Annotated in this window: 22 protein-coding genes; 8 read left to right on the top strand and 14 right to left on the bottom strand. The window is 61.5% G+C overall.

Going from position 1 to position 22,851, the window contains the following annotated elements; all coding sequences use genetic code 11:
• Positions 1-83: 83 nt before the first annotated feature.
• Positions 84-1,007, bottom strand: coding sequence for a LysR family transcriptional regulator (locus tag GQX66_RS08435; RefSeq protein WP_007956084.1), 924 nt, complete (start codon positions 1,005-1,007; stop codon positions 84-86).
• A 45-nt stretch (positions 1,008-1,052) separates the two neighbouring features.
• The gene (locus tag GQX66_RS08430) at positions 1,053-2,036 is read right to left on the bottom strand and encodes an MBL fold metallo-hydrolase (protein WP_129973536.1); all 984 of its coding nucleotides are present in this window, start codon (positions 2,034-2,036) and stop codon (positions 1,053-1,055) included.
• Between the two features lie 248 nt (positions 2,037-2,284).
• On the opposite strand from GQX66_RS08430, the gene GQX66_RS08425 reads away from it, so the two are divergent.
• Positions 2,285-2,686 carry a helix-turn-helix transcriptional regulator gene (locus GQX66_RS08425; RefSeq protein ID WP_085747774.1) on the top strand — a complete coding sequence of 134 codons (402 nt, stop codon included), beginning with the start codon at positions 2,285-2,287 and terminating at the stop codon, positions 2,684-2,686.
• A 7-nt stretch (positions 2,687-2,693) separates the two neighbouring features.
• Here GQX66_RS08425 and GQX66_RS08420 read toward each other — a convergent pair whose 3' ends face one another.
• Positions 2,694-3,263 (bottom strand): flavodoxin family protein, encoded by a 570-nt coding sequence (locus GQX66_RS08420; RefSeq protein WP_129973537.1) that lies wholly within the window; start codon positions 3,261-3,263, stop codon positions 2,694-2,696.
• Positions 3,264-3,596: 333 nt separating this feature from the next.
• Here GQX66_RS08420 and GQX66_RS08415 point away from each other — a divergent pair, with 333 nt between their 5' ends.
• Positions 3,597-6,383: a winged helix-turn-helix domain-containing protein gene (locus tag GQX66_RS08415; RefSeq protein ID WP_129973538.1), complete on the top strand. Its 2,787-nt coding sequence runs from the start codon at positions 3,597-3,599 to the stop codon at positions 6,381-6,383.
• Here GQX66_RS08415 and GQX66_RS08410 read toward each other — a convergent pair.
• The gene (locus tag GQX66_RS08410; RefSeq protein WP_129973539.1) at positions 6,345-7,817 is read right to left on the bottom strand and encodes a winged helix-turn-helix domain-containing protein; all 1,473 of its coding nucleotides are present in this window, start codon (positions 7,815-7,817) and stop codon (positions 6,345-6,347) included. The two genes, GQX66_RS08415 and GQX66_RS08410, sit on opposite strands and share 39 nt — an antisense overlap.
• A 90-nt stretch (positions 7,818-7,907) precedes the next feature.
• On the bottom strand, positions 7,908-8,858 hold the full coding sequence (locus GQX66_RS08405) for a GlxA family transcriptional regulator (RefSeq protein WP_085747778.1): 951 nt from the start codon (positions 8,856-8,858) through the stop codon (positions 7,908-7,910).
• Positions 8,859-9,069: 211 nt separating this feature from the next.
• Here GQX66_RS08405 and GQX66_RS08400 point away from each other — a divergent pair, with 211 nt between their 5' ends.
• Positions 9,070-9,792, top strand: coding sequence for a pirin family protein (locus tag GQX66_RS08400; RefSeq protein ID WP_085689135.1), 723 nt, complete (start codon positions 9,070-9,072; stop codon positions 9,790-9,792).
• A gap of 50 nt (positions 9,793-9,842) precedes the next feature.
• Here GQX66_RS08400 and GQX66_RS08395 read toward each other — a convergent pair whose 3' ends face one another.
• The 3 genes from GQX66_RS08395 to GQX66_RS08390 form a co-directional block, all read right to left on the bottom strand.
• Positions 9,843-10,481 carry a hypothetical protein gene (locus GQX66_RS08395; RefSeq protein ID WP_240868050.1) on the bottom strand — a complete coding sequence of 213 codons (639 nt, stop codon included), beginning with the start codon at positions 10,479-10,481 and terminating at the stop codon, positions 9,843-9,845.
• A gap of 27 nt (positions 10,482-10,508) precedes the next feature.
• A complete protein-coding gene (locus GQX66_RS28500) occupies positions 10,509-10,637 on the bottom strand; it encodes a hypothetical protein (protein ID WP_276613375.1) in 129 nt (42 codons plus the stop codon).
• A 326-nt stretch (positions 10,638-10,963) separates the two neighbouring features.
• Positions 10,964-11,839, bottom strand: coding sequence for a LysR family transcriptional regulator (locus tag GQX66_RS08390; RefSeq protein WP_102688406.1), 876 nt, complete (start codon positions 11,837-11,839; stop codon positions 10,964-10,966).
• Positions 11,840-11,950: 111 nt separating this feature from the next.
• On the opposite strand from GQX66_RS08390, the gene GQX66_RS08385 reads away from it, so the two are divergent.
• From GQX66_RS08385 to GQX66_RS08370, 4 genes are all read left to right on the top strand, one after another.
• A complete protein-coding gene (locus GQX66_RS08385) occupies positions 11,951-13,171 on the top strand; it encodes a YbfB/YjiJ family MFS transporter (RefSeq protein ID WP_129973541.1) in 1,221 nt (406 codons plus the stop codon).
• 63 nt (positions 13,172-13,234) lie between these two features.
• Positions 13,235-14,233, top strand: a complete 999-nt coding sequence (locus tag GQX66_RS08380) for an NAD(P)H-quinone oxidoreductase (RefSeq protein ID WP_129973542.1) — start codon at positions 13,235-13,237, stop codon at positions 14,231-14,233.
• Positions 14,234-14,345: 112 nt separating this feature from the next.
• Positions 14,346-15,290: an alpha/beta fold hydrolase gene (locus GQX66_RS08375; RefSeq protein WP_240868047.1), complete on the top strand. Its 945-nt coding sequence runs from the start codon at positions 14,346-14,348 to the stop codon at positions 15,288-15,290.
• A 160-nt stretch (positions 15,291-15,450) separates the two neighbouring features.
• Positions 15,451-15,864, top strand: coding sequence for a VOC family protein (locus GQX66_RS08370; RefSeq protein ID WP_240868043.1), 414 nt, complete (start codon positions 15,451-15,453; stop codon positions 15,862-15,864).
• Between the two features lie 57 nt (positions 15,865-15,921).
• Here the strand turns inward: GQX66_RS08370 and GQX66_RS08365 are convergent, their stop codons facing one another.
• Complete coding sequence (locus tag GQX66_RS08365; protein ID WP_085747785.1) at positions 15,922-16,251, bottom strand: hypothetical protein; 330 nt, start codon at positions 16,249-16,251, stop codon at positions 15,922-15,924.
• 225 nt (positions 16,252-16,476) lie between these two features.
• Between GQX66_RS08365 and GQX66_RS08360 the strand changes: the two genes are divergently transcribed.
• The gene (locus GQX66_RS08360) at positions 16,477-16,734 is read left to right on the top strand and encodes a hypothetical protein (RefSeq protein WP_007956057.1); all 258 of its coding nucleotides are present in this window, start codon (positions 16,477-16,479) and stop codon (positions 16,732-16,734) included.
• A 99-nt stretch (positions 16,735-16,833) separates the two neighbouring features.
• Here the strand turns inward: GQX66_RS08360 and GQX66_RS08355 are convergent, their stop codons facing one another.
• The 5 genes from GQX66_RS08355 to GQX66_RS08335 form a co-directional block, all read right to left on the bottom strand.
• Positions 16,834-17,856 carry an ABC transporter permease gene (locus GQX66_RS08355; protein ID WP_007956055.1) on the bottom strand — a complete coding sequence of 341 codons (1,023 nt, stop codon included), beginning with the start codon at positions 17,854-17,856 and terminating at the stop codon, positions 16,834-16,836.
• Between the two features lie 57 nt (positions 17,857-17,913).
• The gene (locus tag GQX66_RS08350) at positions 17,914-19,479 is read right to left on the bottom strand and encodes a sugar ABC transporter ATP-binding protein (protein WP_134020765.1); all 1,566 of its coding nucleotides are present in this window, start codon (positions 19,477-19,479) and stop codon (positions 17,914-17,916) included.
• A 70-nt stretch (positions 19,480-19,549) separates the two neighbouring features.
• A complete protein-coding gene (locus tag GQX66_RS08345; RefSeq protein ID WP_007956051.1) occupies positions 19,550-20,476 on the bottom strand; it encodes a sugar ABC transporter substrate-binding protein in 927 nt (308 codons plus the stop codon).
• A 160-nt stretch (positions 20,477-20,636) separates the two neighbouring features.
• The gene (locus GQX66_RS08340) at positions 20,637-21,686 is read right to left on the bottom strand and encodes a Gfo/Idh/MocA family oxidoreductase (protein ID WP_134020759.1); all 1,050 of its coding nucleotides are present in this window, start codon (positions 21,684-21,686) and stop codon (positions 20,637-20,639) included.
• Between the two features lie 131 nt (positions 21,687-21,817).
• A complete protein-coding gene (locus GQX66_RS08335) occupies positions 21,818-22,843 on the bottom strand; it encodes a Gfo/Idh/MocA family oxidoreductase (RefSeq protein WP_102717978.1) in 1,026 nt (341 codons plus the stop codon).
• Between the last annotated feature and the right edge of the window lie 8 nt (positions 22,844-22,851).

Raw genomic sequence — 22,851 nt, 5'->3', positions numbered from 1 at the left:
ATTGGCCCATCAAACACGGGAAGACGAGCACGCACCACTGTCAGAACTAACAGGTTGCGGGTTGATTCAGACGAACGGCACGCTTAAACCACCGGAATATCCAGCGTCACCGACATGAACTGACTGATCCGCGACCGCAGCCATTTCTCCGCCGGGTCGTTGTCATGCACCCCGCTCCACGCCATCGACAGTTGCGCCGCATCGATGGGAAACGGCGGATCTTCAGCCCGCAACGCACAGCCTTCGACCAACGCACACGCCGCGTAATCCGGCACGGTCGCGATCATCTCGGTGCCCGCCAACAGCGCGCGCAAGCCACTGAATTGCGGAACGCCAAGCACCACCCGGCGGCTGCGACCGACCTTGGCCAGGTCCACGTCGATGTTGCCGCTCAGATCGCCGGAGAACGACACCATCGCATGGGGTCGCTCGCAGTATTCGTCGAGGGTCAGCGGGCCTGGCCGGTTGTCGCCGCGCAAGACCTTGCAGGGAATGTCGCGCAGTTTCTTGCGCTTGGCGTTGGCCGGCAGATCGGTGGTGTAACTCACGCCGACGGAGATTTCCCCGGAGGCCAGCAACGTCGGCATCAGCAGGTAGTTGGCGCGGCGCACCACGACCACGATCCCCGGCGCCTCTTCCTGCAACTGGCGCAATAGCGGCGGGAACAGGCCGAACTCCGCGTCATCCGACAGACCGATGCGGAACACGTCGCAACTGGTCGCCGGATCGAATTCCTTGGCCCGGCTGACCGCGCCGGAAATCACGTCCATCGCCGGTTGCAGTTCCCGAAGAATCGCCAGCGCCCGCGCCGTCGGTTCCATGCCCCGGCCATTGCGCAGCAACAACGGATCGTCGAACAGATCGCGCAAGCGGCCCAGCGCCGCGCTCACCGCCGGTTGGCCCATGAACAGTTTTTCGGCGACGCGGGTCAGGTTCTTTTCGAACATCAGTGCCTCGAAAATCACCAGTAGGTTCATGTCGACGCGGCGCAGATCGTTTCGGTTCATGGAGCACGTTTTCCTTGTTTGAGCCTGACGTGAAAGATGGGCACTTTACTCGATGAGCGGTACTTTGGCCGCGCGTTTGTAGGGACCGTATTCGACCGGCACCCACTGGAAGTGTTTGTCGACCGCGGTGATATGGCCGATGCCCGGGAACGGCAAGTGCGCAGCCGTTACCCAGGTCTTGCTGGCCGCCGCTGCACTGAACACAGCGTTACGACTCTTGATCGCTTGCTGGCTGTTGACGTCGAAGCTGATCGCCACCTCAGGATGATCGAACTGCACCGCGAGGTTGTGCACCAGATCCCCCATGAACACGATGCTCTGATTCTGTGAAGTAAAACGGTAGGTGGTACTGCCCGGCGTGTGCCCGGCTTCCAGTGTGGCTTCGACCAAGCCCGGCAACGGCGACTGGCCCGCCGCGAATGTCTTGAAGCGCCCGGCGGAGACGTATGGCGCGGTAGAGTCCTGAGCGATCTTGAAGAACTCCCGCGCGCCGGCTGGTGCCTTGGCGAGGGCCTGCGGGTCGAGCCAGTAATCGGCTTCTGCCTTGGCGGCGTAAACCGTCGCATTGGCAAAGATCGGCCGTTGCTGGCCGTCGACCAGTCCACAGACGTGATCCAGGTGCAGGTGCGTCAGCAGAATCGCGTCGACCTGCTCAGGCTTGTAACCCGCTGCCTGCATGTTCGCCGAGAGCTGGCCGGCAGTGGCGCCGATGCACTGGCCCGCGCCGGTATCCACCAGAATCAGTTGTTTGCCGGTGTTGACCAGGAACGCATTGAACGCGGTCTGCACGCCCGGCGTTTCAATCGAGCGACGGGCCAGCAGCGCGCGAATCTGGCTCTGGCTCATGCCCTGCAGCAGCTTCGGCGACAAATCGTTGTAGCCGTCGAACAGCGCCGTCACCTCGTAATCGCCCAGCGCCAGCCGGAAATAACCCGGCGCCTGCGTGCCAACCTGCGGTGCCTGCGCCATGGCGCTAGACATCACACCGACCAACGCCACGCCGATTGCGCCGTTGAACAAACCTTTCATATGCATCCTCTCGCCCGAGCCCGATTCTGCGGCCCCTTATGGCCCGCCCCCAATCGTCGCCATCCTGCCCGCTTCCCGTCATGGGGACTTGCAGCGGTGTGCTGAGTTGCAGCCGACGGTGGAATTAACAACGTTTAACTCGTCAGCCTTCGCCCCTCGTCAAACAATGAATCCCTCTGCGCAGCGTTGTTTTATTGACCTGAGGGAAAGCGCTGACCGTGCGTTCCCCACCGACACGGACCTTGGCCATGGCTCACTTACAGCAAACCGTCGCCCGCGCCCCTGCCAGCGAACCCCGCAAGACCAGCACCGGCGGCCTCAGCCCGCAGCGCGAGCGGCTGGTGAAACAACTGATCCTCGAACGCCTCGGCGACAGCCTTGAAGTCACCGAGCTGGCCAACGCCTGCTCACTGTCACGCAGCCATTTTTCCCGGGCGTTCAAGTGCAGCACCGGGTACTCGCCGCAAGACTGGATCCGCACCCAGCGCATTGCCCGGGCCAAGCTGTTGATCCAGCAGACGAACCACAGCCTCACGCAAATCAGCCTGGAATGCGGCTTCTGCGATCAGGCGCACTTCTGCCACATCTTCACCCGCAGCGAAGGCATCAATCCGTTTGCGTGGCGTTGTCAGGTCATGAAAAACCGCTGAGGCGGTTTCACTCCCCAGCCATCCGCTGAGCCAGTCGCGCCACCCGCTCGCCCAGATGCGCGGCGGTTTGTTGGTCTTCCAGAGGAGGTGCCTGTTCGGGCGGTTGCTCGACGCAGGATTGAGACATCGCGCCGAGGGAGCTGCCGAGGCGATTCAACTGGCCATCGAACACACCTCCGCACGCACGCGCCGGCAGCAGATCGAGCCCGACCCAGATCATCGAATGCTGAGCGGCGAACACCGCCATTTGCAGCAAGGTATTGAGTTTGTCGCCACACAGGCTGCCGGAATTGGTGAAGCCCGCCGCGAGTTTGTCGCGCCACGGCCGGGCGAGGTAGAACGGGGCCGTGGCCTCCATGAACTGCTTGAACGCCGCCGAGGCGCTGCCCATGTAGGTCGGTGCACCGAAGATGATGGCGTCGGCGCGGTGCAGGTCATCCCAGTGGGCCTCGACGTCTTCGACCGCCAGCAACAGGCAGGTGCTGCCCAAATGGCGTTCCACACCTTGGGCCACTGCCTGCGCAATGACGCGGGTGTGCCCGTAGCCACTGTGATAGACCACCACTACCTTGCTCATCGCAGCGTCCTCCGGACGTATGCATTCCATTGCCCCGGAGTTTTGGCTCTGAAGCGGGCGCGGACGAGTTAATCGTTGTTAATTTTTCCCGGCTGTCGGGTGAGCCGGCACAGGTTCCGGCCTTTAAATACAGTGGTGACGGCACCGGATGCTGAGTGATGCCAGGGCGCGTGCATTGCGCGCACGTTGCACTGGCGACAAATCCTGAGGAATATGCCCGGATACTGCGGATTAGACGGCTTGCGTGACCCTCAAGTCGCTCCCCGCCCTGCCCGTCACGGATTCTTCACCGAGGCGGACCAGGATCATAAAAAACGTCGAAGGAGTGAGCGGTTGAGTCTTTCCCCGAATCAGGCCATCGGTTTCGGCCCCTATCGGATCCACCCCGGCCAGCGGTTGGTGCTTGAGGGCGACCAGCCTTTGCGCCTGGGCCGCCGCGCCATGGACATTCTGCTGATCCTGTTGGCCCACGCCGGCGAGGTGGTGAGCAAGCAGCAGCTGATCGCCGGGGTCTGGCCGGACAGCGTGGTGGAAGACATCAATTTGCGGGTACACATGGCCGCGCTGCGCAAGGCCCTCGGCGACGGTCAGGCCGGGCAACGCTACATCGTTACCGTGGCGCAGCGCGGTTACAGTTTCGTCGCGCCGGTCGTGCTGCAATCCATCGAACAACACCCCGCCGCCGCCAACCTCGGCCGGCATAACCTGCCATTGCGGCGCACGCGGATGATCGGTCGCCAGTCGGTGGTCGACAGCCTGATGACGCAACTGCCGCGCCAGCGCTGCATCACCCTGGTCGGCCCCGGCGGCATCGGCAAGACCACCGTGGCCCTGCGCGTCGCCGAACAACTGATTGGCCGCTATCGTGACGGAATTCGTCTGCTGGATCTGACACCGCTCAACGATCCCGCTTCGATCTGCTCGCACCTCGCCGCCCTGCTGGACCTTTCGCTGCATGCCAGTGAACCGATGGCTTGCCTGATCAACAGCCTGCGCGAGCGGCAGATGCTGCTGTTGATCGATAACTGCGAGCACTTGATCGACGCCGTGGCATTGCTGAGTGAAAGCATTCTGCGTGGCGCGCCGCAGGTGCATATTCTGGCCACCAGCCGCGAAAGCCTGCGCGCCGAGGGCGAGTACGTTCAGCGTCTGGAATCCCTCGATTGCCCGCCGCCGATTGCAGTACTCGACCGCGATCAGGCGATGGGATTTTCTGCGCTGCAACTGTTCGTCGAACGGGCAATGGCGGCCCACGAACACTTTGAGCCGGACAATGCTGATCTGCCCTTGATCATCGACATCTGTCGACGGCTCGATGGCATCCCACTGGCGCTTGAACTGGCCGCCGCGCAGGTGGCGGGCCTCGGGCTGGACGGTTTGCTGAGTCAGCTTCAGGGGCGTTTGCCGACGGGCAATCAGACTCGCCTCGGCCGGCATGAAACCCTGCGCGCTACGCTGGACTGGAGTTTCAATCTGCTCAACGCCTGCGAACAGACCGGTCTGCGTCGACTGGGTGTGTTTCGTGGCGCATTCACGCTGGAATCGGCGGCGGCGGTTATCGTCGGTCAGCACATCGAGTCGAACGAAGTGTTTGCGTCGATCACGCAACTGGTCGCCAAGTCGCTGCTCAACGTCGAGGTCGGCGATGAAGAGGTGTTCTATCGCCTGCTCGACACTACCCGCCGCTATGCATTGGAAAAACTCGACCAGGCCGCCGAGCTCGGCGAAACCCGCGAACGCCATGCCGAACGCAGCCTGGCGCTGATGCATCAGGCCCAGGCCGATTGGGAAAATACGGCGACCGAAGTCTGGATCGAGCGCTACGCCCGTGGCCTCGAAGACCTGCGGGCGGCGCTTGAGTGGACGCTGAACGATGAAGGCTCGCGCGCGCTCGGCGTTCGACTGACGGCGACGTCGGCGCCGTTGTGGCAGGAGTTGTCCCTGCTCAAGGAGTACGGCGTGCATGTGCGTCGGGCACTCGCATTGCTGGCGTCATCCGACGCGCCCTGCCCGCGACTGGAAATCGCCTTGAAACTGGCCCTCGGCAGCGCCTGCTACCACACCTGGGGTGGCACACCGGAAACCATTGAAGCCTTTGCCAGCGCCCGCCTGTTGGCGCAACAGCACGACGACAAGGCCGGACAATTGCGCGCAGTGTCGGGACACATGGCGGTCAACCTCAGTTGCGGGCATTACCAGATGGCGCTCGATCAGAGCGAGCAATTCGAAAGCCTCGGTGTGCACGGCGATGCGCAGTTGTCCCTGAGTACCCATCGTTTGCGGGTACTCGCGCTGCATTACGCCGGCGATCAGCATCAGGCGCGAATCCACGCCGAACAGGTCATTCAGCGCATGGCCCACAGCGGCCACCTCAACCGCTTCACTCACGGTTTCGGCGTGCAATACGATCAGAGCGTCGCCTCGCTGACCGTGCTCGCCCGAGTGCTGTGGTTGCAAGGTTTTCCCGAGCAGGCCTGGCGCACGGCGCGGCAGGCGCTGGACATCGCGGTGCAGATCAACCACGGCACTTCGATCTGCTACACCCTGGCACTCGCCTCGTGCCTGATCGCCCATTACAACGGCGACGTACAGAACGCCCGCGCACTGCTGCAACTGTTGCTCGAACAGGCGCAGAAGCATTCGGTGCTGCTGTTCTACACGTGGGCGCGGCACTACGCGCAAGTAATCGACGCCGACAAGGCCCCCGCCATCCCGCCCGCCGACAGCGGTCTGGTCAGGGAAATCATGGTCACGCTGGATCCGGGTTTCGTTGATGATGCGTTGCTCGAACGCGCGCAAAGTGGCGCGGCGGGATGGAGTACTGCGGAGATCTTGCGGGCCCGGGCCGAACGATTGCTCGCGGCTGAATCGCCCTGCCATCACACGGTCGAAAGCGCCTTGCAGCAATCGCTTGAGATTGCGCGGACACAAGGCGCCCTGGCCTGGGAACTGCGCAGCGCCACGTCGCTGGCGCAGTTGTGGCAGCGTCAGTCGCGTTATCGTGAGGCGCTAGAATTGCTGACACCGATCTACCAGCGCTTCACCGAAGGTTATGCCACCCCGGATTTGCGCAAAGTGCGTTTACTGCTCGACGAACTGCGCGGTCAGTCGGCCGCTTGAAGCTGGCCGGGTGCGACCCAGGTAGCGCGCGTGCCGACGCTCGACATCACTCAGTTCGCCGCCCTGCTCCAGCTGTTCGCGGGCGTAGCGGCGCGTGGTGTTGAGCATTCGGTAGCGCAGCGTCCCGCTGGATCGGTCCGTTGTCAGAAAGGACCTGGCCGCCAACTGTTCAACCACTGCCACCAGTGTCGAGGGTGGTAGTTGCGCGCAACTGATCACACCGATGGCGGCGTCGAGGGTGAATGCCATCTTGAACACCGACAAGCGTTGCAGCACGCGTTGTTCCTGCTCGCTCAAGCGCTGATAGCTCCAGTCCAGCGCAGCCTTCATCGACTGGTGGCGTGGCACGGCGGTGCGGCGACCGTGACTCAGAACTTGCAGGCCTTGATCCAGTTGGGTCTGAAGGCCGACCAGCGCCAGCGCATCGATCTGCGCCGCCGCGAGTTCGATCGCCAATGGCAGACCGTCGAGCCGCCGACAGATATCGCGCACCGTTTCCAGATCCTGCTCACGCAGACTGAAGCCGTGTTGACGCGCACGGGCACGACTGACAAACAGCTGCACCGCCGAATAGCCCATGACCTCGGCGACACTGTTGAGGGCCGAGGCTTTGGGAAGGGTCAGGGGCGGCAGCGGCTGGAGGACTTCCAGACCGAGACGCAACGGTTCGCGACTGGTGGCCAGGATCGACAGACGAGGCGCGGCGTCGAGCAGTTTTTGCAGCAGGTGCCGACAGGCTTCGTGCAGATGCTCGCAGTTGTCCAGCACCAACAAGGCGTGGCGCGCGGCCAGGGTGGGGAAGTCGATATCGAGGGTTTTCAGCAGGTGATCGAGGAGCGAAGTGTCTTCGTCGGTCTGCGACAGATCCACCTGCCACACGCCGTCACGAAAATGCTGCAGCAGCAGTTCCGCTGCACGCAATGCCACGGTGCTCTTACCGACACCGGCAGGTCCCGTCACCGTCAGGAGCCGGGTCAACGGCAGTTGCCGGACCAGACCACCGACCAGTGAATCACGACCGGTGACCGGCGTCAGCCGTGCGGGCAAGTTGTGTTGGGGTGCTTGCAGGCTTTCGAACACCACTTGGGCGACGCTGTCGCCTTGCACCGGTGCCACGAAGCTGTACCCGCATTGCGGCACATTGACGATGTAGCGCTGACCGTTTTCACCATCACCGAGAGCCCGGCGCAACGCAGCGATGTGCACTCGCAGGTTGATCTCCTCGACCACCGACGTCGGCCACACCAGCGAAATCAGTTGCTCTTTGCTGACCACCCGTCCGGCGCGCTCGACCAGCACTTGCAGAATGTCCAGCGCACGACCGCCCATGCGCAATTGCCGATCCCCTTCGAGGATCAGCCGTTGGCGCAAATGGAACGCGTATGGCCCGAAACGCAGGACCGACGCCGAGTTCAATTCGTTGAGGCTGTTCATGTCCGTTATCTTCGCAGGCCTCGATGACGGTACAACCACCACGCGGGGTCCAGCACGGACATCCGGATGCCCGTAACGGACAGAACCGCTCTAGCTGAACTGTTCGCGATATTGCGTCGGGGTCAGCCCGAGCTTTTCGCCGAACAGAAAACGCATGTGCCGCACGCTGCCGAAACCGCTTTTGTAGGCCACGGTTTTCAATGGCAGATCGCTGGTTTCCAGCAGATTGCGCGCGCAATCGATGCGCGCACTTTGCAGGAATTCCATGGGTGTCATGTTGACCTCGCGGGCGAATACCCGAGCGAAGTGTCGTGCACTCATGTTCGCAAGACTTGCCATGCGCTCGACGGTGAAGGCTTCCTCAAGATGCTCCAGCACATGGTTCTGCACCCGGGTGATCGGCGTTTCCTGGGGGGCCACCGCGGCCATCAGCGGACTGAACTGCGCTTGCCCGCCCTGACGTTTCATCACCACTAGCAGCACTTTGGCCACGTCCTGGGCAATCTTTTTGCCATGATCGCGGGCGACCACCGCCAACGCCATATCGATCCCGGCCGTGACGCCCCCGGAGGTGATCAGGTTGCGATCCTCAATAAAAATCTGGTCGGTCGCGACGTTTGCCTTCGGAAAGCCCTTGATCAGGCGTTCGGTGTAATTCCAGTGGGTGGTCACACGATAGCCGTCGAGCAATCCGGCGTGACCCAGCACGAAGGCGCCGGTACAGATCGAGCCGTATTGCCCCGCACGCGTCACCGCGCCTTGCAGCCAGGCGAGCAACGGCGGGTGTTTTTCGTTGTAGGCGCCAGGGCCGCCCGGCACCAGCAGCAAGTCGTAGCGCTCATCGGCTTCGTCGATGTGCCGATCGGTGTGCACGAGCACGCCATTGGACGCACGCAACGGCCCGCGCTCGGTGCCCAGGGTGGTCAGGTGATAGTGGTCTTGCGGTTTCAGGTAGCGGTTGGCAACCGAAAAGACTTCCAGCGGCCCAGCCATGTCGAGCAGCAGAAAATCCGGAAACAGCACCATTGCCACGGTCTTCATGGGGGTATCACCAAAATCCATGTGGAATCATAAGTCTGCGCATTATGGCCAGATACGGTGGAAACGTTGGAAAAGAATGCGTGATCCAGTACTCACAACTGTCAACTCATACGGGACAGTATTTCAATTTTCATCTACTTATTGCATCGCGGGGTAACCAGTAACCTTCTCCTCACTCGGACGAATCAACGTCCTGAAAGGAGATTTCATCATGCTGACCCTTCGTAAAGCTTCCGACCGTGGTCTGGCCAATCATGGCTGGTTGAAGTCGTTCCACACCTTTTCTTTCGCCAGCTACCGTGACCCGCGTGAACAGGGTTTCTCCGACCTGCTGGTAATCAACGATGACCGCGTTGCCGCCGGCAAGGGCTTCGGCCAGCACCCGCACCGTGACATGGAGATTTTCTCCTATGTGCTCGAAGGTGCGCTGGAACACAAGGACACCCTCGGCACCGGTTCGGTAATCCGCCCCGGCGATGTGCAACTGATGAGCGCCGGCAGCGGCGTGGCCCACAGTGAGTTCAACCATTCGGCGACCAAGCCTGTGCACTTCCTGCAGATCTGGATCGTACCGGACGTCAGCGGCGCGAAACCGCGTTACCAGCAAGAGCACTTCAGCGAACAGAAAAAACGCGGTCGCCTGCAACTGATCATTTCGCCCGAAGGCAGCCACGGCTCGCTGAAAGTGCGCCAGGATGCACGGGTGTATGCCGGGCTGTTCGATGGCGAGGAAAGCGCCACCCTCAAGCTGCCTGCCAACCGCTATGCCTATGTGCACGTCGCTCGCGGTAGTGTTGAACTGAACGGCGTGCAGTTGAAGGAAGGCGACGGCGTGCGGGTTCGTGAAGAACAGGCACTGACCCTGAGCAATGGTCAGGATGCCGAAGTCCTGGTGTTTGACCTGCGCCCGCAGGAACTGCCGGAAATGCCATAAGCCCGTGGTTTTCATCGCTCGAAAAAACGGCCTTCGTTGAAGGCCGTTTTTCATTCTGCTGGCAAGCTCATCAGCACTGCCGGCGCAGGGTTTCCAGCCTCTTTCACCGATTGAATCATGGCCAGGGTGGTCTGCATCGTGACGAGCACGTTTGCCTGATTGGCGTAGTAAGAACCCGCGAGTATGGCAACCATCCCGAGAAAATGTACGGCTGTTGCCGCCCAGTAATTCGCCTTGATCGTCGAGACCTGCCTGACGGCTTCGTCAATTCGCTCCAGAGACCTGTCAATGCGAGCCGAGACGATCGCGTAACGCTGGTCGCGCTCCAGATGAGCCTTTTCTTGTTCCAGTCTGACCTTTTCGTAGACTTTCTCTCGCTCGACCCGGGCGGTCTCCCGCTCCTGTCGGGCCGTCTCCAAGACCTTTTCATGCCCCAGCCGAGCCTTCAAGCGCTCCTGCCGCAGGTTTTCGAGATTCTTCTCGTGCGCCAGCTGGATTCTTTCCTGAGCCTGCTCCCGCTCAAGGCGCACTTTCTCCTGGGCCTCTTCCCGCTCAAGGCGCACTTTCTCCTGGGCCTCTTCCCGCTCAAGGCGCGACTTTTCCTGAGACTTCTCCCACTCCCGCCGTGCTGCCTCCTGCTCTCGTTTCTGCTCCAGACGCGCCGCGTCTTGGGACCGCTCACGCTCCACCCGAGCCGCCTCCTGAGATCGCTCCCACTAGAACCGTGCCTCCTCCATAGAGCGTTTTTGCTCCAGCCGGCCCTGCTCCTGACTTTTTTCGAGCTCCAACCGTGCCTGATCCCGCTCAGCCTGTTGGGTCAGAAAGCCATCGATCTTGGCGGACATGGACTCGATCCGTGCATCGATTCTAGTCTCGATGACTTCGATCCTGGCGCTGAATTCGTCTCGCGTTATGTAGTTCATACACTCACTACTATCCGTTTGCCCGGCCATGTCGCTTGCTTGAAATTGGCTGAATTCCCTTGCAATCAATTCCACACCTCTGACGTTTATCAACACTTCCCTGGATTGATCCCTCGGAGCGTTTCACCTGCTCACTCCGGGTGTGAGAAACGATAGGGCCCGGCCAAAAAACTCACAAGCCAGCGGATTCTGGCGCTGTTGTAGGCAAGATCGTCAGCTGATGTAGCCGTCCTACACGGCATCAAGGACTACTCATTCTCCAGCGCAAACGCTTCGACAATCTGCTCGATCACCGCCCTGACCCGCGCGGTATGGCGCAGATCCGCGTGGGTCACCAGCCACACTTCATAAGGCAACGGCCGCGTACGCTCCGGCCACAGCCTGACCAGACCGTCGCGCTCGCCCATGTAGACCGGGATTTCTCCTACACCCAGCCCGGCGGCAATCGAGCGGCGTACCAGCAGGCTGGAGCTCAGACCGGCGACGATCCGGCCGCGAGTCACGGGTTCAGTCACCAGGGTCAGGTCCTTGTTGCCTTGCAGATACGGCTGGTACACCACCAGGTCATGGCCTTCGAACGTACTGCCCGGCGTCGGCACGCCATGGCTGTCGACGTAGGCCTGCGAGGCAAACAGCCCCACCGGCCAACGCGCGATGCGCCGGGCGATCAGGTCCGGATTGTCCGGGCGGGTGTTGCGCACGGCGATGTCCGCTTCACGCTTGGCCAGGCTGAGGATCTGCGTGGAGGCGTCCAGTTGCACGCGCACGTCCGGATGCCGTTCGTGCAACTGCGCAATGGCCGGGATCAGGAAATCGATGGCCAGCGAATCGGTGGTGCTGACCCGCACACTGCCGGTCAGGCGATCGTCCAGGCCTTGGATACGCCGTTCCAGCTCCAGCGCCGAATGCTCCATTTTTTCTACCGACTTGAGCGCCGCTTCGCCGACGGCCGTCAGTGCATAGCCCTCGGAGGTGCGCAGAAACAAGGTCGCGCCCAGCGACTTTTCCAGCGCCGTGATGCGTCGCCCTACTGTCGCCTGATCCACGCCCAGCACGCGCGCGGCACCGCGCAATGTCGACTCGCGACAGACCGCAAGAAACACCCGTGCATCATCCCAGTTCATATCGTTCTCCATTGATGCATAAACGCATCACTATCACGCAAACTCGCTGCATTAACGCAGCAACGATAGCCGATATGCTGGGCGCCATAAACCTTTCAAAGGATTGCCGTCATGCACACTTCAACTGCTTCGCCCGAACGTCCGGACACAAGTGTCTGGCTGGCGATCTTCGCCGGACTTTGCGCCAGCCTGGTCAGCATCGGTCTGGCGCGTTTCGCCTACACGCCGCTGATCCCTTCGCTGATTCAGGCCCAATGGTTTTCCGCCCATGATGTGGTCTATCTGGGTGCGGCCAACCTGGTCGGCTACCTGGTCGGCGCTCTCCTCGGCCGACCGCTGGCACGCCGGCTCACCCAGAGAAATGCCTTGCGACTGATGATGCTGGCGGTGACCGTGGCGTTTTTTGCCTGTGCGTATCCCGTGTCGGTGAGCTGGTATTTCGGCTGGCGCCTGCTGTCCGGGATCGCGGGCGGCGCGATCATGGTGCTGGTGGCCGCGACCGTGCTGCCCCATGTACCGGCCGCGCGCAAGGGCCTGGCCAGCGGGGCGATTTTCCTCGGCATCGGTCTGGGCATCGCCGGATCGGGCACGATTGTTCCGCTGCTGTTGAGCCTTGGCCTGCAAGCGACGTGGCTGGGATTGGGCGTTTTGTCGCTAGCACTGACGGCATTGAGCTGGTTCGGCTGGCCCTCGGAGCAGCCCCATGCAATCACCACCACCGCTGAAGTGGATCCGGTCGAGCCGACACCGCCTGCTGTTTATCTGCTGTTTGCCCAGTACGCGTTCATGGCCGCCGGGCTGGTGCCGGCCATGGTCTTTCTGGTGGATTACGTCGCCCGCGGCTTGGGCGCCGGGGCGCATGTCGGCGCGCTGATCTGGGTCATGTACGGTCTGGGCGCCATCGTCGGCCCGGTGAGTTATGGCTTTCTCGCCGATCATCTCGGCGCACGGACCGGCATTCGTCTGGTGCTGGTGGTGCAGGCCGTCACCCTGGGTTTGCTGGCGGTTTCGCATTCGTTCCTGGCGTTGGCGCTGCTGGCGGTGATCCTCGGTTCCTTTCCACCGGGCATCGTTCCGCTGGCATTGGCCCGGGTGCATGAGCTGGTGCCGGATCATCATCGCCAACAGGTGGCGTGGAGCCGCGCCACGGTGTCGTTCGCCACGTTTCAGGCGCTGGCCGGATTCGCTTATTCGGCGCTGTTCAACGCCACGGGCGGACAACATGTGCTGCTCTTCGTGATTGCCGGCGGTGCCATCGTGATCGCGCTGATACTTGAGCACGCCATGAAACTGCTGCCCTCCTCCGTCGAACAACGCTGCTGCGCCCAATGAGGGGAATCATTGCGCCCTGACTGCGTTCCCATCTACTGATCACTTTTTCAAGAGGAATCGAAAATGACGTTGCCCCCTGAAATGACCCGAATCGAAATCACCGAACCGGGCGGGTCCGAGGTTCTGCAATCCCGGCGCGTCCCGCTGCCGGTCGCCGCAGAAGGCGAAATACTGATCCGCGTGTATGCCGCCGGCATCAATCGCCCCGACGCCCTGCAACGCGCCGGCAAATACCCGATGAAGCCCGGCATGAACCCGATTCCTGGCCTTGAAGTAGCCGGCGAAGTCGTGGCGATTGGCAACGGCGTCAGCACATTCGCGGTCGGTGACCGGGTCTGCGCGCTGACCAATGGCGGAGGTTACGCCGAATACTGCACGGTCCCGGCCGGCCAGGCCCTGCCGATTCCCGATGGGCTGGACTGGATTCAGGCAGCTGCAATTCCGGAAACCTTTTTCACGGTGTGGGCCAATCTGTTCGGCCTCGGCGGCGCCAGCCGTGGCCAGCGCGCCTTGATCCACGGCGGCACCAGCGGCATCGGCACCACCGCGTTGATGCTGTGCCGCGAGTTTGGCATCGAGGCCTTTGCCACCGCCGGAAGCGCCGATAAATGCGCAGCGATCCACAATCTGGGCGGCGAAGCGATCAACTACCGGGAACAGGATTTCGCCGCTGTCATCGCTGAAAAAACCGCCGGCCAGGGCGTCAATGTGATCCTCGACATCATGGGCGGCTCGTACCTCAACGGGAACATCAGCGCCTTGGGGATGGATGGGCGGTTGGTGATGCTCGGTTTCCTCGGTGGCGCGCGGGCCAATGACATCGATCTGCTGGCGATCCTCGGCAAACGTGCGGTGGTTACCGGCTCCCTGCTTCGCGCCCGTACCTCGGCGGAAAAAGCCGCCATCGCCGATCAACTGCGCGAACACGTCTGGCCGGTGCTCGCCGCCGGGCGCTGCCTGCCGATGATCGACAAGGTCTATCCGCTCACCGACGCAGCCAAGGCCCATGCGCACATGGAAGCGGGCGACCACATCGGCAAGATCGTGCTGAAGATCGACTGAGTCGTTGCAGCATTTTGTAATCGTTGCAGGGGTGCGGTGGTCGAAAATGTCACGCGCGGGTCAAGGCATCTGGTAAAAAGCGTTCTTTGTCCACGCTGTGGTGAAACGTTTAATGTTCTTTGCCTTCATGACCCGACTTCGACGCCGCCGTCTGGCGTTCGCCTGCATGGCCGCCCTGATCATCGGCGTGCCGGCGAGTTATGCCGTGCTGGAACACACCGAACGCAAGCTGTTGTTCCGCATCGAACCGGGCACCGCCGGCTGGTATCACGGATTGCCCGGCAGCGTGCAGGAACTCGATCTGCAACCGAAGAGCTTCAAGGCCGGGCAAAACATTCACGCCTGGTGGTGGCCGGCGGAGCGCGCCAATGCTCCGGCCATCCTTTATCTGCATGGCGTGCGCTGGAACCTCACCGGGCAACTGTTCCGCATCGAGCAACTGCGCGCAGCAGGTTATTCGGTACTGGCCATCGACTATCGCGGCTTCGGCCAGAGCCATGGCGACCTGCCATCGGAAAGCACGGTGTACGAAGATGCGCGGGTGGCCTGGGAACGCTTCCAGCTGTTGCAACCAGACCCGAACAAACGCCTGATCTACGGGCATTCACTGGGGGGCGCGGTCGCCATCGATCTGGCTGCCGAACTCGGTCGCGATGCCGCCAGAAATCACACCCCACTGCCGGTGCGCGGGCTGGTCATCGAATCCACATTCACCTCGTTGGCAGATGTTGCGGCTGCCGTGGCCAACACCTCTCTTCCGGTGCGTTGGTTGCTGTCGCAGAAATTCGACTCCATCGACAAGATCGCCGAGATCCACATGCCCTTGCTGGTGGTGCACGGCTTGGCCGACGCCTTCGTGCCGTCGCGCTTCAGCGAGCAACTGTTCGCCGCCGCCCGGCAACCGAAACGCCTGCTGCTGGTGCCCGGCGCAACGCACAACAACAGCATGGCGCTGGGCGGACAGAACTATCGCAAGGCGATCGATGCGCTGATGCAAACCCGACCTGCCGCCCGAGTGGCGGGCGCTGCGGTACAGAAGAACCCGCGCGATTCCTGACGCCCCTTCCCCGCAGACCATCGGTCACCCCGAAAGGAAACTCTTGCAGCATCGGTTGGCAATCCGGCGTTCTAACGCTTTGCTGGATGGAGTCAATCCATGACGCTGCTTCGGCACACCCGGCCGCGCTGCGTTCCACTGCCTATTCGGGAGCACCCCCATGAAAATCAACCCGTACCTGATCTTCAACGGCGACTGCCGCGAAGCCTTCACGTTTTACGAGCAATGCCTGCAAGGCAAACTCGAAGCGATGATGACCTTCGGCGAAACGCCAGCCGCCGAACATGTACCGAAAGAGCACCACAACCTGATCCTCCACACCTGCCTGAAAGTCGGGGATCAGATGCTCATGGCTTCGGACACCACACCCGACCGCCCCACCCAAGGCATGAGCGGTTGCTCGATTTCGCTGAATGTCGACAGCATCGCCGAGGCCGAACGGGTGTTTAACGCCCTGGCCAGGGACGGTCGCGTCGACATGCCGCTGGAAGCCACCTTCTGGGCCGCGCGTTTCGGCATGCTGGTGGATCGTTTTGGCGTGTCGTGGATGGTCAATTGCGAAAGTGACAAGTGACGCTGTCATTGCACCGGACATGAAAAAGCCCGACCTCTTCAGGTCGGGCTTTTGCGTTCAACGCTGTGCAAGCTCATGCCGAACGCACTGTTCGTAGTACGTCTGCTTGACGGCCGCCGGCTTCAGCCGCGACGCGCTGTCGTAGGTCTGCTCAGTGATGCCCATGGCGGTCATGCGCATCCACGGTTGCTGGAACTTGCGCGCCTGCAGGCGCTTGCGCGCGCCATACAGGGAAATCCCTGACAGCTTCGACTGTTGCGCACCGGCGGCGATGTCCGAACCCCAGGTACACGCAAAACGATGGCTCTTGCTCAGTTCCCTGGCCTGGGCCTCCACCGCGAGCAGAGCGAGGGAAAGCGTTGCTACAGTGATGACAATCGTCCGCATATAGCCCACCTAACCTTTTGAAAAAAGGCGAGTTTGCCGGGACTTGAAACATTCGGGGGCCAGCAATTTGCCGCCTTTTTTCAGCCAATCTCGGCCGAAGGATGGCCATAAAGATGCGCAGCTCCACCGCCACCCGTCTCCCACCTCTCCCGCCCGTCAGCCGCCCGGCACTTTGCTTCGCCTCTGATTTTCCAAGATACATCCACCCGACGCGGAAGCCCGACGATGAACAGAACCATTGCAGCCCTCATGCTTGGAAGTCTTTTATCCGCCACCGCACCGCTGGCGATGGCGGGAAGCAGCGTCCCCCCTACCGGCATTCCCGGAGTCAATCAGGGAGGCACCGAATCCAAAGAAGACAAGGCCGACAAAAAGGGTGAAGAAGCCTCGGGGTCGAACTCCGGTGCAGAGTCCCACGAGACAGAGAAGGATGCGCAAACATCCAGTGGCTCAAAGGATGGGATGGAAGAAAAGAAACCCTGAACCACTTAGCCAGTTTTCGCAGGCATAAAAAAGCCGATCTTTCCGATCGGCTTTTGTATATGACGCTGATCCCGCCTTGGCAGGCCAGGACGATTAATTTCAGCGCTTGAGCTTGCGCTTGTTGCGGTACTGGTCGATCACCACCGCGACCACGATGATCAGTCCTTTGATGATGTCCTGTATGTAAGCATCGACCCCGACAAACGTGAACCCGCTGGCCATCACCCCAAGGATCAAAGCGCCGATTACCGTGCCGGTGATGCGCCCCACTCCACCCGCCAGACTGGTACCACCGATAACTGCCGCGGCAATCGCGTCCAGCTCATAGGACATGCCCATCCCGGCCTGCCCGGTAGCGGCGCGGGCCGAAGCCACTACGCCGGCCAGCCCCGCCAGCAGTCCGGCGATGCTGTAGACGATGACCAGATGGCGTTTGACGTTGATGCCTGAGGTGCGCGCCGCCTGCATGTTGCCGCCGATGGCGTAGGTGTATTTGCCGTACTTGGTGTAGCGCAGCGCGATGTGGAAGATCACCGCCACCACCAGAAAAATGATCACCGGCATCGCGCCGTGGCCGATGGCCGTGTAGGAGTCCGAGAGCATGCTCACTGGCTGGCCTTCGGTGTAGTAACGCGCCAGGCCACGGGCCGAAACCATCATGCCCAGTGTGGCAATGAACGGCGGAATCCCGGTGATGGCGATGATGCTGCCGTTGATCGCCCCCGCCAGCAGCCCGACACCGAGCCCGGCAATCACCGGAATCCAGACCGGCAAATCGGTCAGTGACGGGAACACCGCCCGGGCGAAATCCGAGGTCTGCGCCAGACTGGCCGCGATCATCGCCGACAACGCGAGCACCGAGCCCGACGACAGGTCGATACCGGTGGTGATGATCACCTGGGTCACGCCAATCGCCAGCAGGCCGATGATCGACACTTGCAGGATCATCAACACCAGCCGCTGGGAGTTCATCAGGAAGCTCTGGTCGCGCACGATCCAGCCGAACAGTTCGAACACCAGGCCGATGCCGATCAGCACCAGAAAAATGCTCAGCTCCGTCGGAAAGCGCCGGCGACTCTTGACCGGTGCCGTGGCCGGTTTGTTTTCCAGTATCGCGTTCATAACCACTCACCTTTCTATCGCATCATCGACGGCGGCCTCGGCCACCAGCGGTATCCATTAATGAACCGAGGACAGGCCCGAGGCCAGTTGCATCACCCGCTCCTGAGTCGCCTCGCTGCGGTCGAGGGTGCCCATCAGGTCGCCCTCGTGCATGACCATCACCCGGTCACTCATGCCGAGCACTTCCGGCAGTTCCGAAGAAATCATGATCACCGCCATGCCTTCGCTGGCGAGGTAGGTGATGAGCCGGTAAATCTCGGCCTTGGCACCTACATCGATGCCACGGGTCGGCTCGTCGAGAATCAGGATGCGCGGATTGGTCATCAGCCAGCGGGCCAGCAAGGCCTTCTGCTGATTGCCACCCGACAGTGTGTCGATGCATTGCTCCAGCGACGGGGTTTTCACCCGCAACTTCTTGCACATGTCTTCGCACAAGGCGCGCAAGGCTTTTTGCTGGATGAACCCGTGGCCGGCGTAGTGTGGCAGGACGGCCATTTCCATGTTTTCCAGCACCGAGAGGCACGGGAACAGACCGCTGAGTTTGCGATCCTCGGTCAACAGCGCGAAGCCCTTCTCGATCGCCATGTGCGGATCGCTGATGCGCACCACTTCGCCATCGAGACGGATCTCGCCACCGTCGCTGGGCGTGATGCCGAAGATCGCTTCGGCCACATTGGTCCGGCCGGAGCCCATCAACCCGGCGATGCCGAGGATTTCCCCGGCGTGCAGGTCGAAGGAAACACCTTTGAAGATGCCATTGAGCTTGAGGTCGCGCACCGACAGCAACAGATCGCCGATCGGCTTTTCGCGCACCGGAAACAACTGGCTCAATTCGCGACCGACCATCATCGAGATCAGGCTGTCGCTGTCCATGGAATCGGCCCGCTGCAGGCCGATGTAGGCGCCGTCGCGAAACACCGCCACTTCATCGGCGATCGCGAACACTTCGTTCATTTTGTGGGTGATGTAGATGATGCCTTTGCCCTGGTTTTTCAGGTCGGCAATGATCGAGAACAGATGGGCGACTTCCTTGTCGGTGATGGCCGATGTCGGTTCGTCCATGATCAGGATGTCGGAGTCGTAGGACACGGCTTTGGCGATCTCGACCATCTGCCGCTCGGCGATACTCAGATTGCCGACCTGCTCTTCGGGATCAAGGTTGATCCGCAGGCGCTCCAGCAGTTTCGCCGTGCAGCGGTGCATTTCCCGATGGTCGATCATGTGAAAGCCGTTGAGCTGCTCGCGACCGATCCAGATGTTTTCGGCGATGCTCATGTGCGGCATCAGGTTGAGTTCCTGGTGGATCATCGCGATCCCGGCCTGAAGCGCTGCCAGTGGCGTTTCGAACACCACCGGTTTGCCCCGCAGGCGCAGCTCGCCGGCGTCTGGCTGGTAGATGCCGGCGATGATTTTCATCAGGGTGGATTTGCCCGCGCCATTCTCGCCCATGAGCGCCAGCACGGAACCGGGGCGTACCCGCAGTTGCACATCGGACAACGCCACCACACCGGGGAAACCCTTGCTGACGTTGAGGATCTCCAGCAGGTACGGCTCTTCGACAGGTATTGCAGTGGGCGGGCTCCCCGTCAAAGGGGTGCTCGAAGCAGTCGCTGAAGCGAACATGATCAGGTACTCCATCAGCAAGGTCGCGATCGCCACCTTGCGGGCTTATTGTTGTTATTGAACGGACGGACTATTTGAACTGGTCAACGTTTTGCGGCGTGATCAGGCGGAATGGCACCCAGACCGCCGGCTCGACCGGCTCATTCTTCGCCATTCTCACCGCCGTATCGATGGAACCGTCGGCCTGACCCTTGGCGTCCTGGAACACGGAAGCGGCCAGGGAGCCCTTCTTCACGGCATTCAAACCGTCCGGCGTACCGTCGACCCCCGCAATCAGCACGCTGCCTTTGGCGACGCCGGCCTGTTGCAGGGCCATGGCGGCACCGATGGCCATTTCGTCGTTGTTGGAGACCACCGCGTCGAACTTGCGGCCCTGGGTCAGCCAGTCGTTGACCAGGGTCATGCCCTTGTCCCGTAGCCATACGCCGCTCTGCTCCTGCTCGACCTTGATGTCCGGGTATTTGGCCAGCACCTCTTTAACGCCCTTGGTGCGGTTGGTGGTGGAGTTGTTCGCCAGGTCCCCCAGCAGAATCACGATATCGCCCTTGCCGCCCATCTTGTCGGCCAGGTACTGCATCTGCATTTCGCCGGCCTCCAGGTCGTTGGAAGCAACGGTTACCACGCCTTTGGGCAGGTTCAGGTCATCGGGGCGGCGGTTGACGTAGACCAGCGGAATGCCGGCCTTCACTGCCGCTTCAGTAATCTTTTTGGTGGCGGCGGTATCCACCGGATTGACCACGATGGCGTCGACTTTCTGGCTGATGAAGCTCTCGACCTGGCTCAGTTGCTTGACCACATCGCTGCGGGCGTCTTCGAACTGCAGCTTGACGCCGTCGGGATAGGACTTGGCTTTCTTGTCCATGGATTCGCGCAGGTAGGTCAGCCAGGTGTCATCGAACTGGGACATGCTGACGCCGATCTTCATATCGGCCAGCGCAGCGCCGCTGGCGAACATCAGGGACAAGGCCAGTGAGGCAAAACGGGTCTTGGTCTTCATGAAAAGTCTTTCTCCACATTCTTGTTGGTTTTATGGATGAGGCATGACGATTTCAGTAAGCGGACAAGCAGTCGAAGCGTTGGAACGTATCCCGAGACAGTGAATCTGGAATCGACTTTATTGGAAAATATTTTCCATATCAACCTGTTTTAGAATTTTATTATGATTTTATTCCATGGCTTGCAAACTCACTCAGTTCCACTACCTGACGACGTTTGAAACTCAGGCGCGCAGCGTCTAGCACGCGGGTTGTCGCCAGTGCATCACGGGCGTCCACGGGCAGTGGGCCACCGTTTTGCAACGCGATTTGTAGCTGCAAATAGAACTGACTCCAGCAGCCGCGCTCAGACGGAACCCGCTCACGCTCGTCTCCGTGTTCAAACCAGCCCCAGCGGCGGTGCTCCTCGACGCCCCAGTGCTCGCCTTCGGTTTTCGGCGAGAGCCCGGCCAGCGCCTGGGCCTCTTGCCCGTCCAGACCCTCGACGCTGTAACAGCCCAGCGTGCCGCTCACCCGAAAGCGCGGGCCAGGGCTGTTTTGCAGGCAACTGCCACCCAGATGCGAGGTCACGCCGTTGACGTGGGTCAGGGACATGAAGAAGCCGTGATCGAAGGCCTGGTCTTTTTCCAGGTAGTCCAGTTCGGCGTAGACCCGTGTCACCGGACCGAACAGCAACAGCGCCTGATCGACCAGATGACTGCCAAGGTCGCGCAGGAAACCACCGCCGCTGCCGTTGTGAACCGACGACGGCGAGTAACGCTCGATACGCGACTCGAACCGGCTGACCTGGCCCAACGCGCCGGATTCGATGAGTTTGCGCACGGTTAAAAAGTCCGAATCCCAGCGCCGGTTCTGATAGACGCTGAGCGGTACATTTTGGCGCTCGGCCATGGTGATCAGGGTTTGCGCCTGCTGCCAGTCGGCGGCGAACGGCTTGTCGCTGACCACCGCCACGCCGTGTTCGATGCCGTCGAGCACCAGTGCCGGCCGGCCCTTGAGGGGCGTCGATACCACCAGCACATCAATCCCGGCTTCCACCAACTGGCCGATGCTGTCGAAGGCCGGCACACCCGGATGCTCCGCCGCCAGCAACTGTCGGCGCTCCGCTGAACGGGTGACCACGCCGACGAACGTCGCCGCCGGCAGACTGCTGATCAGCGGAGCATGAAAAAACCGGCCGCCATGGCCGTAACCGACAAGTCCGATGCGCATACAAGTATTTCCCTGAATAAAACGCGGACCCTGTGGGAGCGGGCTTGCCCGCGATGGCGGCGGCACATTCCACATTGATGTGCCCTGACAGACCGCAATCGCGAGCAAGCTCGGTCCCACAGGGATTTGCGTCAGCTGTAGAAATGGGGACGGTCCGGCAGTGCAACGTTGACGATCGCGCCGCTGTTCTGCGCTTCGATGCACGCGTCGGCAGCAACAGCGGCGGCGAAGCCATCCCACGCCGACGGTCCACCCACCTGCCCCGCCCGCACGCCATCGATGAACGCCTGCAACTCGACGTCATAGGCCGCGATGAAGCGATCCTTCCAGTCCATCAGAATCGCGTTGGACAGCTTGGCCCCGCTGCGCAATTGAACCTGGGACGGCTCCGGCAATTTGGCGATGCCGGTCTCCCCCACCACTTCGCACTGGATGTCGTAGCCGTACTGGCAATTGACGAAGACTTCCACGTCGATGCGCGTGCCCTTGGCGGTTTCCAGCAGCACGATCTGCGGATCTTTCAAATGCGCGAGGGCTTTGCTGCTCTTGCGCGGGAACACCACCTGCACCGAGACGTAATCGTCATCGAGCAACCAGCGCAGTACGTCCAGCTCATGGATCAACGTGTCGGTGATCGCCATGTCGGTCTTGTAGTTTTGACCCACGCTCGGGTTACGGTGCGCGCAATGCAGCATCAACGGTTCGCCGATCTGGCCGCTGTCGATCACCGACTTCAACGCGCGATAACCTTCATCGTACGGACGCATGAAACCGACCTGCACCAGCCGTTTGCCGTGGGCGACTTCGGCCTCGACGATCTTGCGGCAGCCTTCGGCGGTGACCGCCAGTGGTTTCTCGCAGAACACCGGCTTGCCCGCCGCGATGGCGGCCAGCACGAACTCCTCGTGGCTCGGGCCCCAGGAGGTGACGAGGATCGCCTCGACGTCCGGCGCCTGGATCAGCGCGTGGCCGTCGGGATAAACCTCGGCGGTCAGCTTCAGGTCAGCGACGACCTTGGCCGCCTGCTGCAGATTGATGTCGGTGACCGCCACGACCTGACTGTTGAGCAAGGTCTGGCTGCAACGACGGATGTGGTCCTGGCCGATGGCCCCGGTGCCGATGACGCCTAGCCGCAACGCTTGGGAAAGCAATGACATGAAAGGAT

The sequence above is a fragment of the Pseudomonas sp. B707 genome, assembly GCF_022496685.1.
GTDB lineage: Bacteria > Pseudomonadota > Gammaproteobacteria > Pseudomonadales > Pseudomonadaceae > Aquipseudomonas > Aquipseudomonas paraglycinae.
The sequence above is the reverse complement of the archived record's forward strand: the minus strand, read 5'-3'. Positions and strand labels throughout refer to the sequence as shown.

Coding starts and splice junctions, on each gene's coding strand:
- GQX66_RS08435 (WP_007956084.1), bottom strand. CDS start 1,007: ATGAACCGAAACGATCTGCGCCGCGTCGACATGAACCTACTGGTGATT.
- GQX66_RS08430 (WP_129973536.1), bottom strand. CDS start 2,036: ATGAAAGGTTTGTTCAACGGCGCAATCGGCGTGGCGTTGGTCGGTGTG.
- GQX66_RS08425 (WP_085747774.1), top strand. CDS start 2,285: ATGGCTCACTTACAGCAAACCGTCGCCCGCGCCCCTGCCAGCGAACCC.
- GQX66_RS08420 (WP_129973537.1), bottom strand. CDS start 3,263: ATGAGCAAGGTAGTGGTGGTCTATCACAGTGGCTACGGGCACACCCGC.
- GQX66_RS08410 (WP_129973539.1), bottom strand. CDS start 7,817: ATGAACAGCCTCAACGAATTGAACTCGGCGTCGGTCCTGCGTTTCGGG.
- GQX66_RS08405 (WP_085747778.1), bottom strand. CDS start 8,858: ATGAAGACCGTGGCAATGGTGCTGTTTCCGGATTTTCTGCTGCTCGAC.
- GQX66_RS08400 (WP_085689135.1), top strand. CDS start 9,070: ATGCTGACCCTTCGTAAAGCTTCCGACCGTGGTCTGGCCAATCATGGC.
- GQX66_RS28500 (WP_276613375.1), bottom strand. CDS start 10,637: ATGTCCGCCAAGATCGATGGCTTTCTGACCCAACAGGCTGAGCGGGAT.
- GQX66_RS08390 (WP_102688406.1), bottom strand. CDS start 11,839: ATGAACTGGGATGATGCACGGGTGTTTCTTGCGGTCTGTCGCGAGTCG.
- GQX66_RS08385 (WP_129973541.1), top strand. CDS start 11,951: ATGCACACTTCAACTGCTTCGCCCGAACGTCCGGACACAAGTGTCTGG.
- GQX66_RS08380 (WP_129973542.1), top strand. CDS start 13,235: ATGACGTTGCCCCCTGAAATGACCCGAATCGAAATCACCGAACCGGGC.
- GQX66_RS08375 (WP_240868047.1), top strand. CDS start 14,346: ATGTTCTTTGCCTTCATGACCCGACTTCGACGCCGCCGTCTGGCGTTC.
- GQX66_RS08370 (WP_240868043.1), top strand. CDS start 15,451: ATGAAAATCAACCCGTACCTGATCTTCAACGGCGACTGCCGCGAAGCC.
- GQX66_RS08365 (WP_085747785.1), bottom strand. CDS start 16,251: ATGCGGACGATTGTCATCACTGTAGCAACGCTTTCCCTCGCTCTGCTC.
- GQX66_RS08360 (WP_007956057.1), top strand. CDS start 16,477: ATGAACAGAACCATTGCAGCCCTCATGCTTGGAAGTCTTTTATCCGCC.
- GQX66_RS08355 (WP_007956055.1), bottom strand. CDS start 17,856: ATGAACGCGATACTGGAAAACAAACCGGCCACGGCACCGGTCAAGAGT.
- GQX66_RS08350 (WP_134020765.1), bottom strand. CDS start 19,479: ATGTTCGCTTCAGCGACTGCTTCGAGCACCCCTTTGACGGGGAGCCCG.
- GQX66_RS08345 (WP_007956051.1), bottom strand. CDS start 20,476: ATGAAGACCAAGACCCGTTTTGCCTCACTGGCCTTGTCCCTGATGTTC.
- GQX66_RS08340 (WP_134020759.1), bottom strand. CDS start 21,686: ATGCGCATCGGACTTGTCGGTTACGGCCATGGCGGCCGGTTTTTTCAT.
- GQX66_RS08335 (WP_102717978.1), bottom strand. CDS start 22,843: ATGTCATTGCTTTCCCAAGCGTTGCGGCTAGGCGTCATCGGCACCGGG.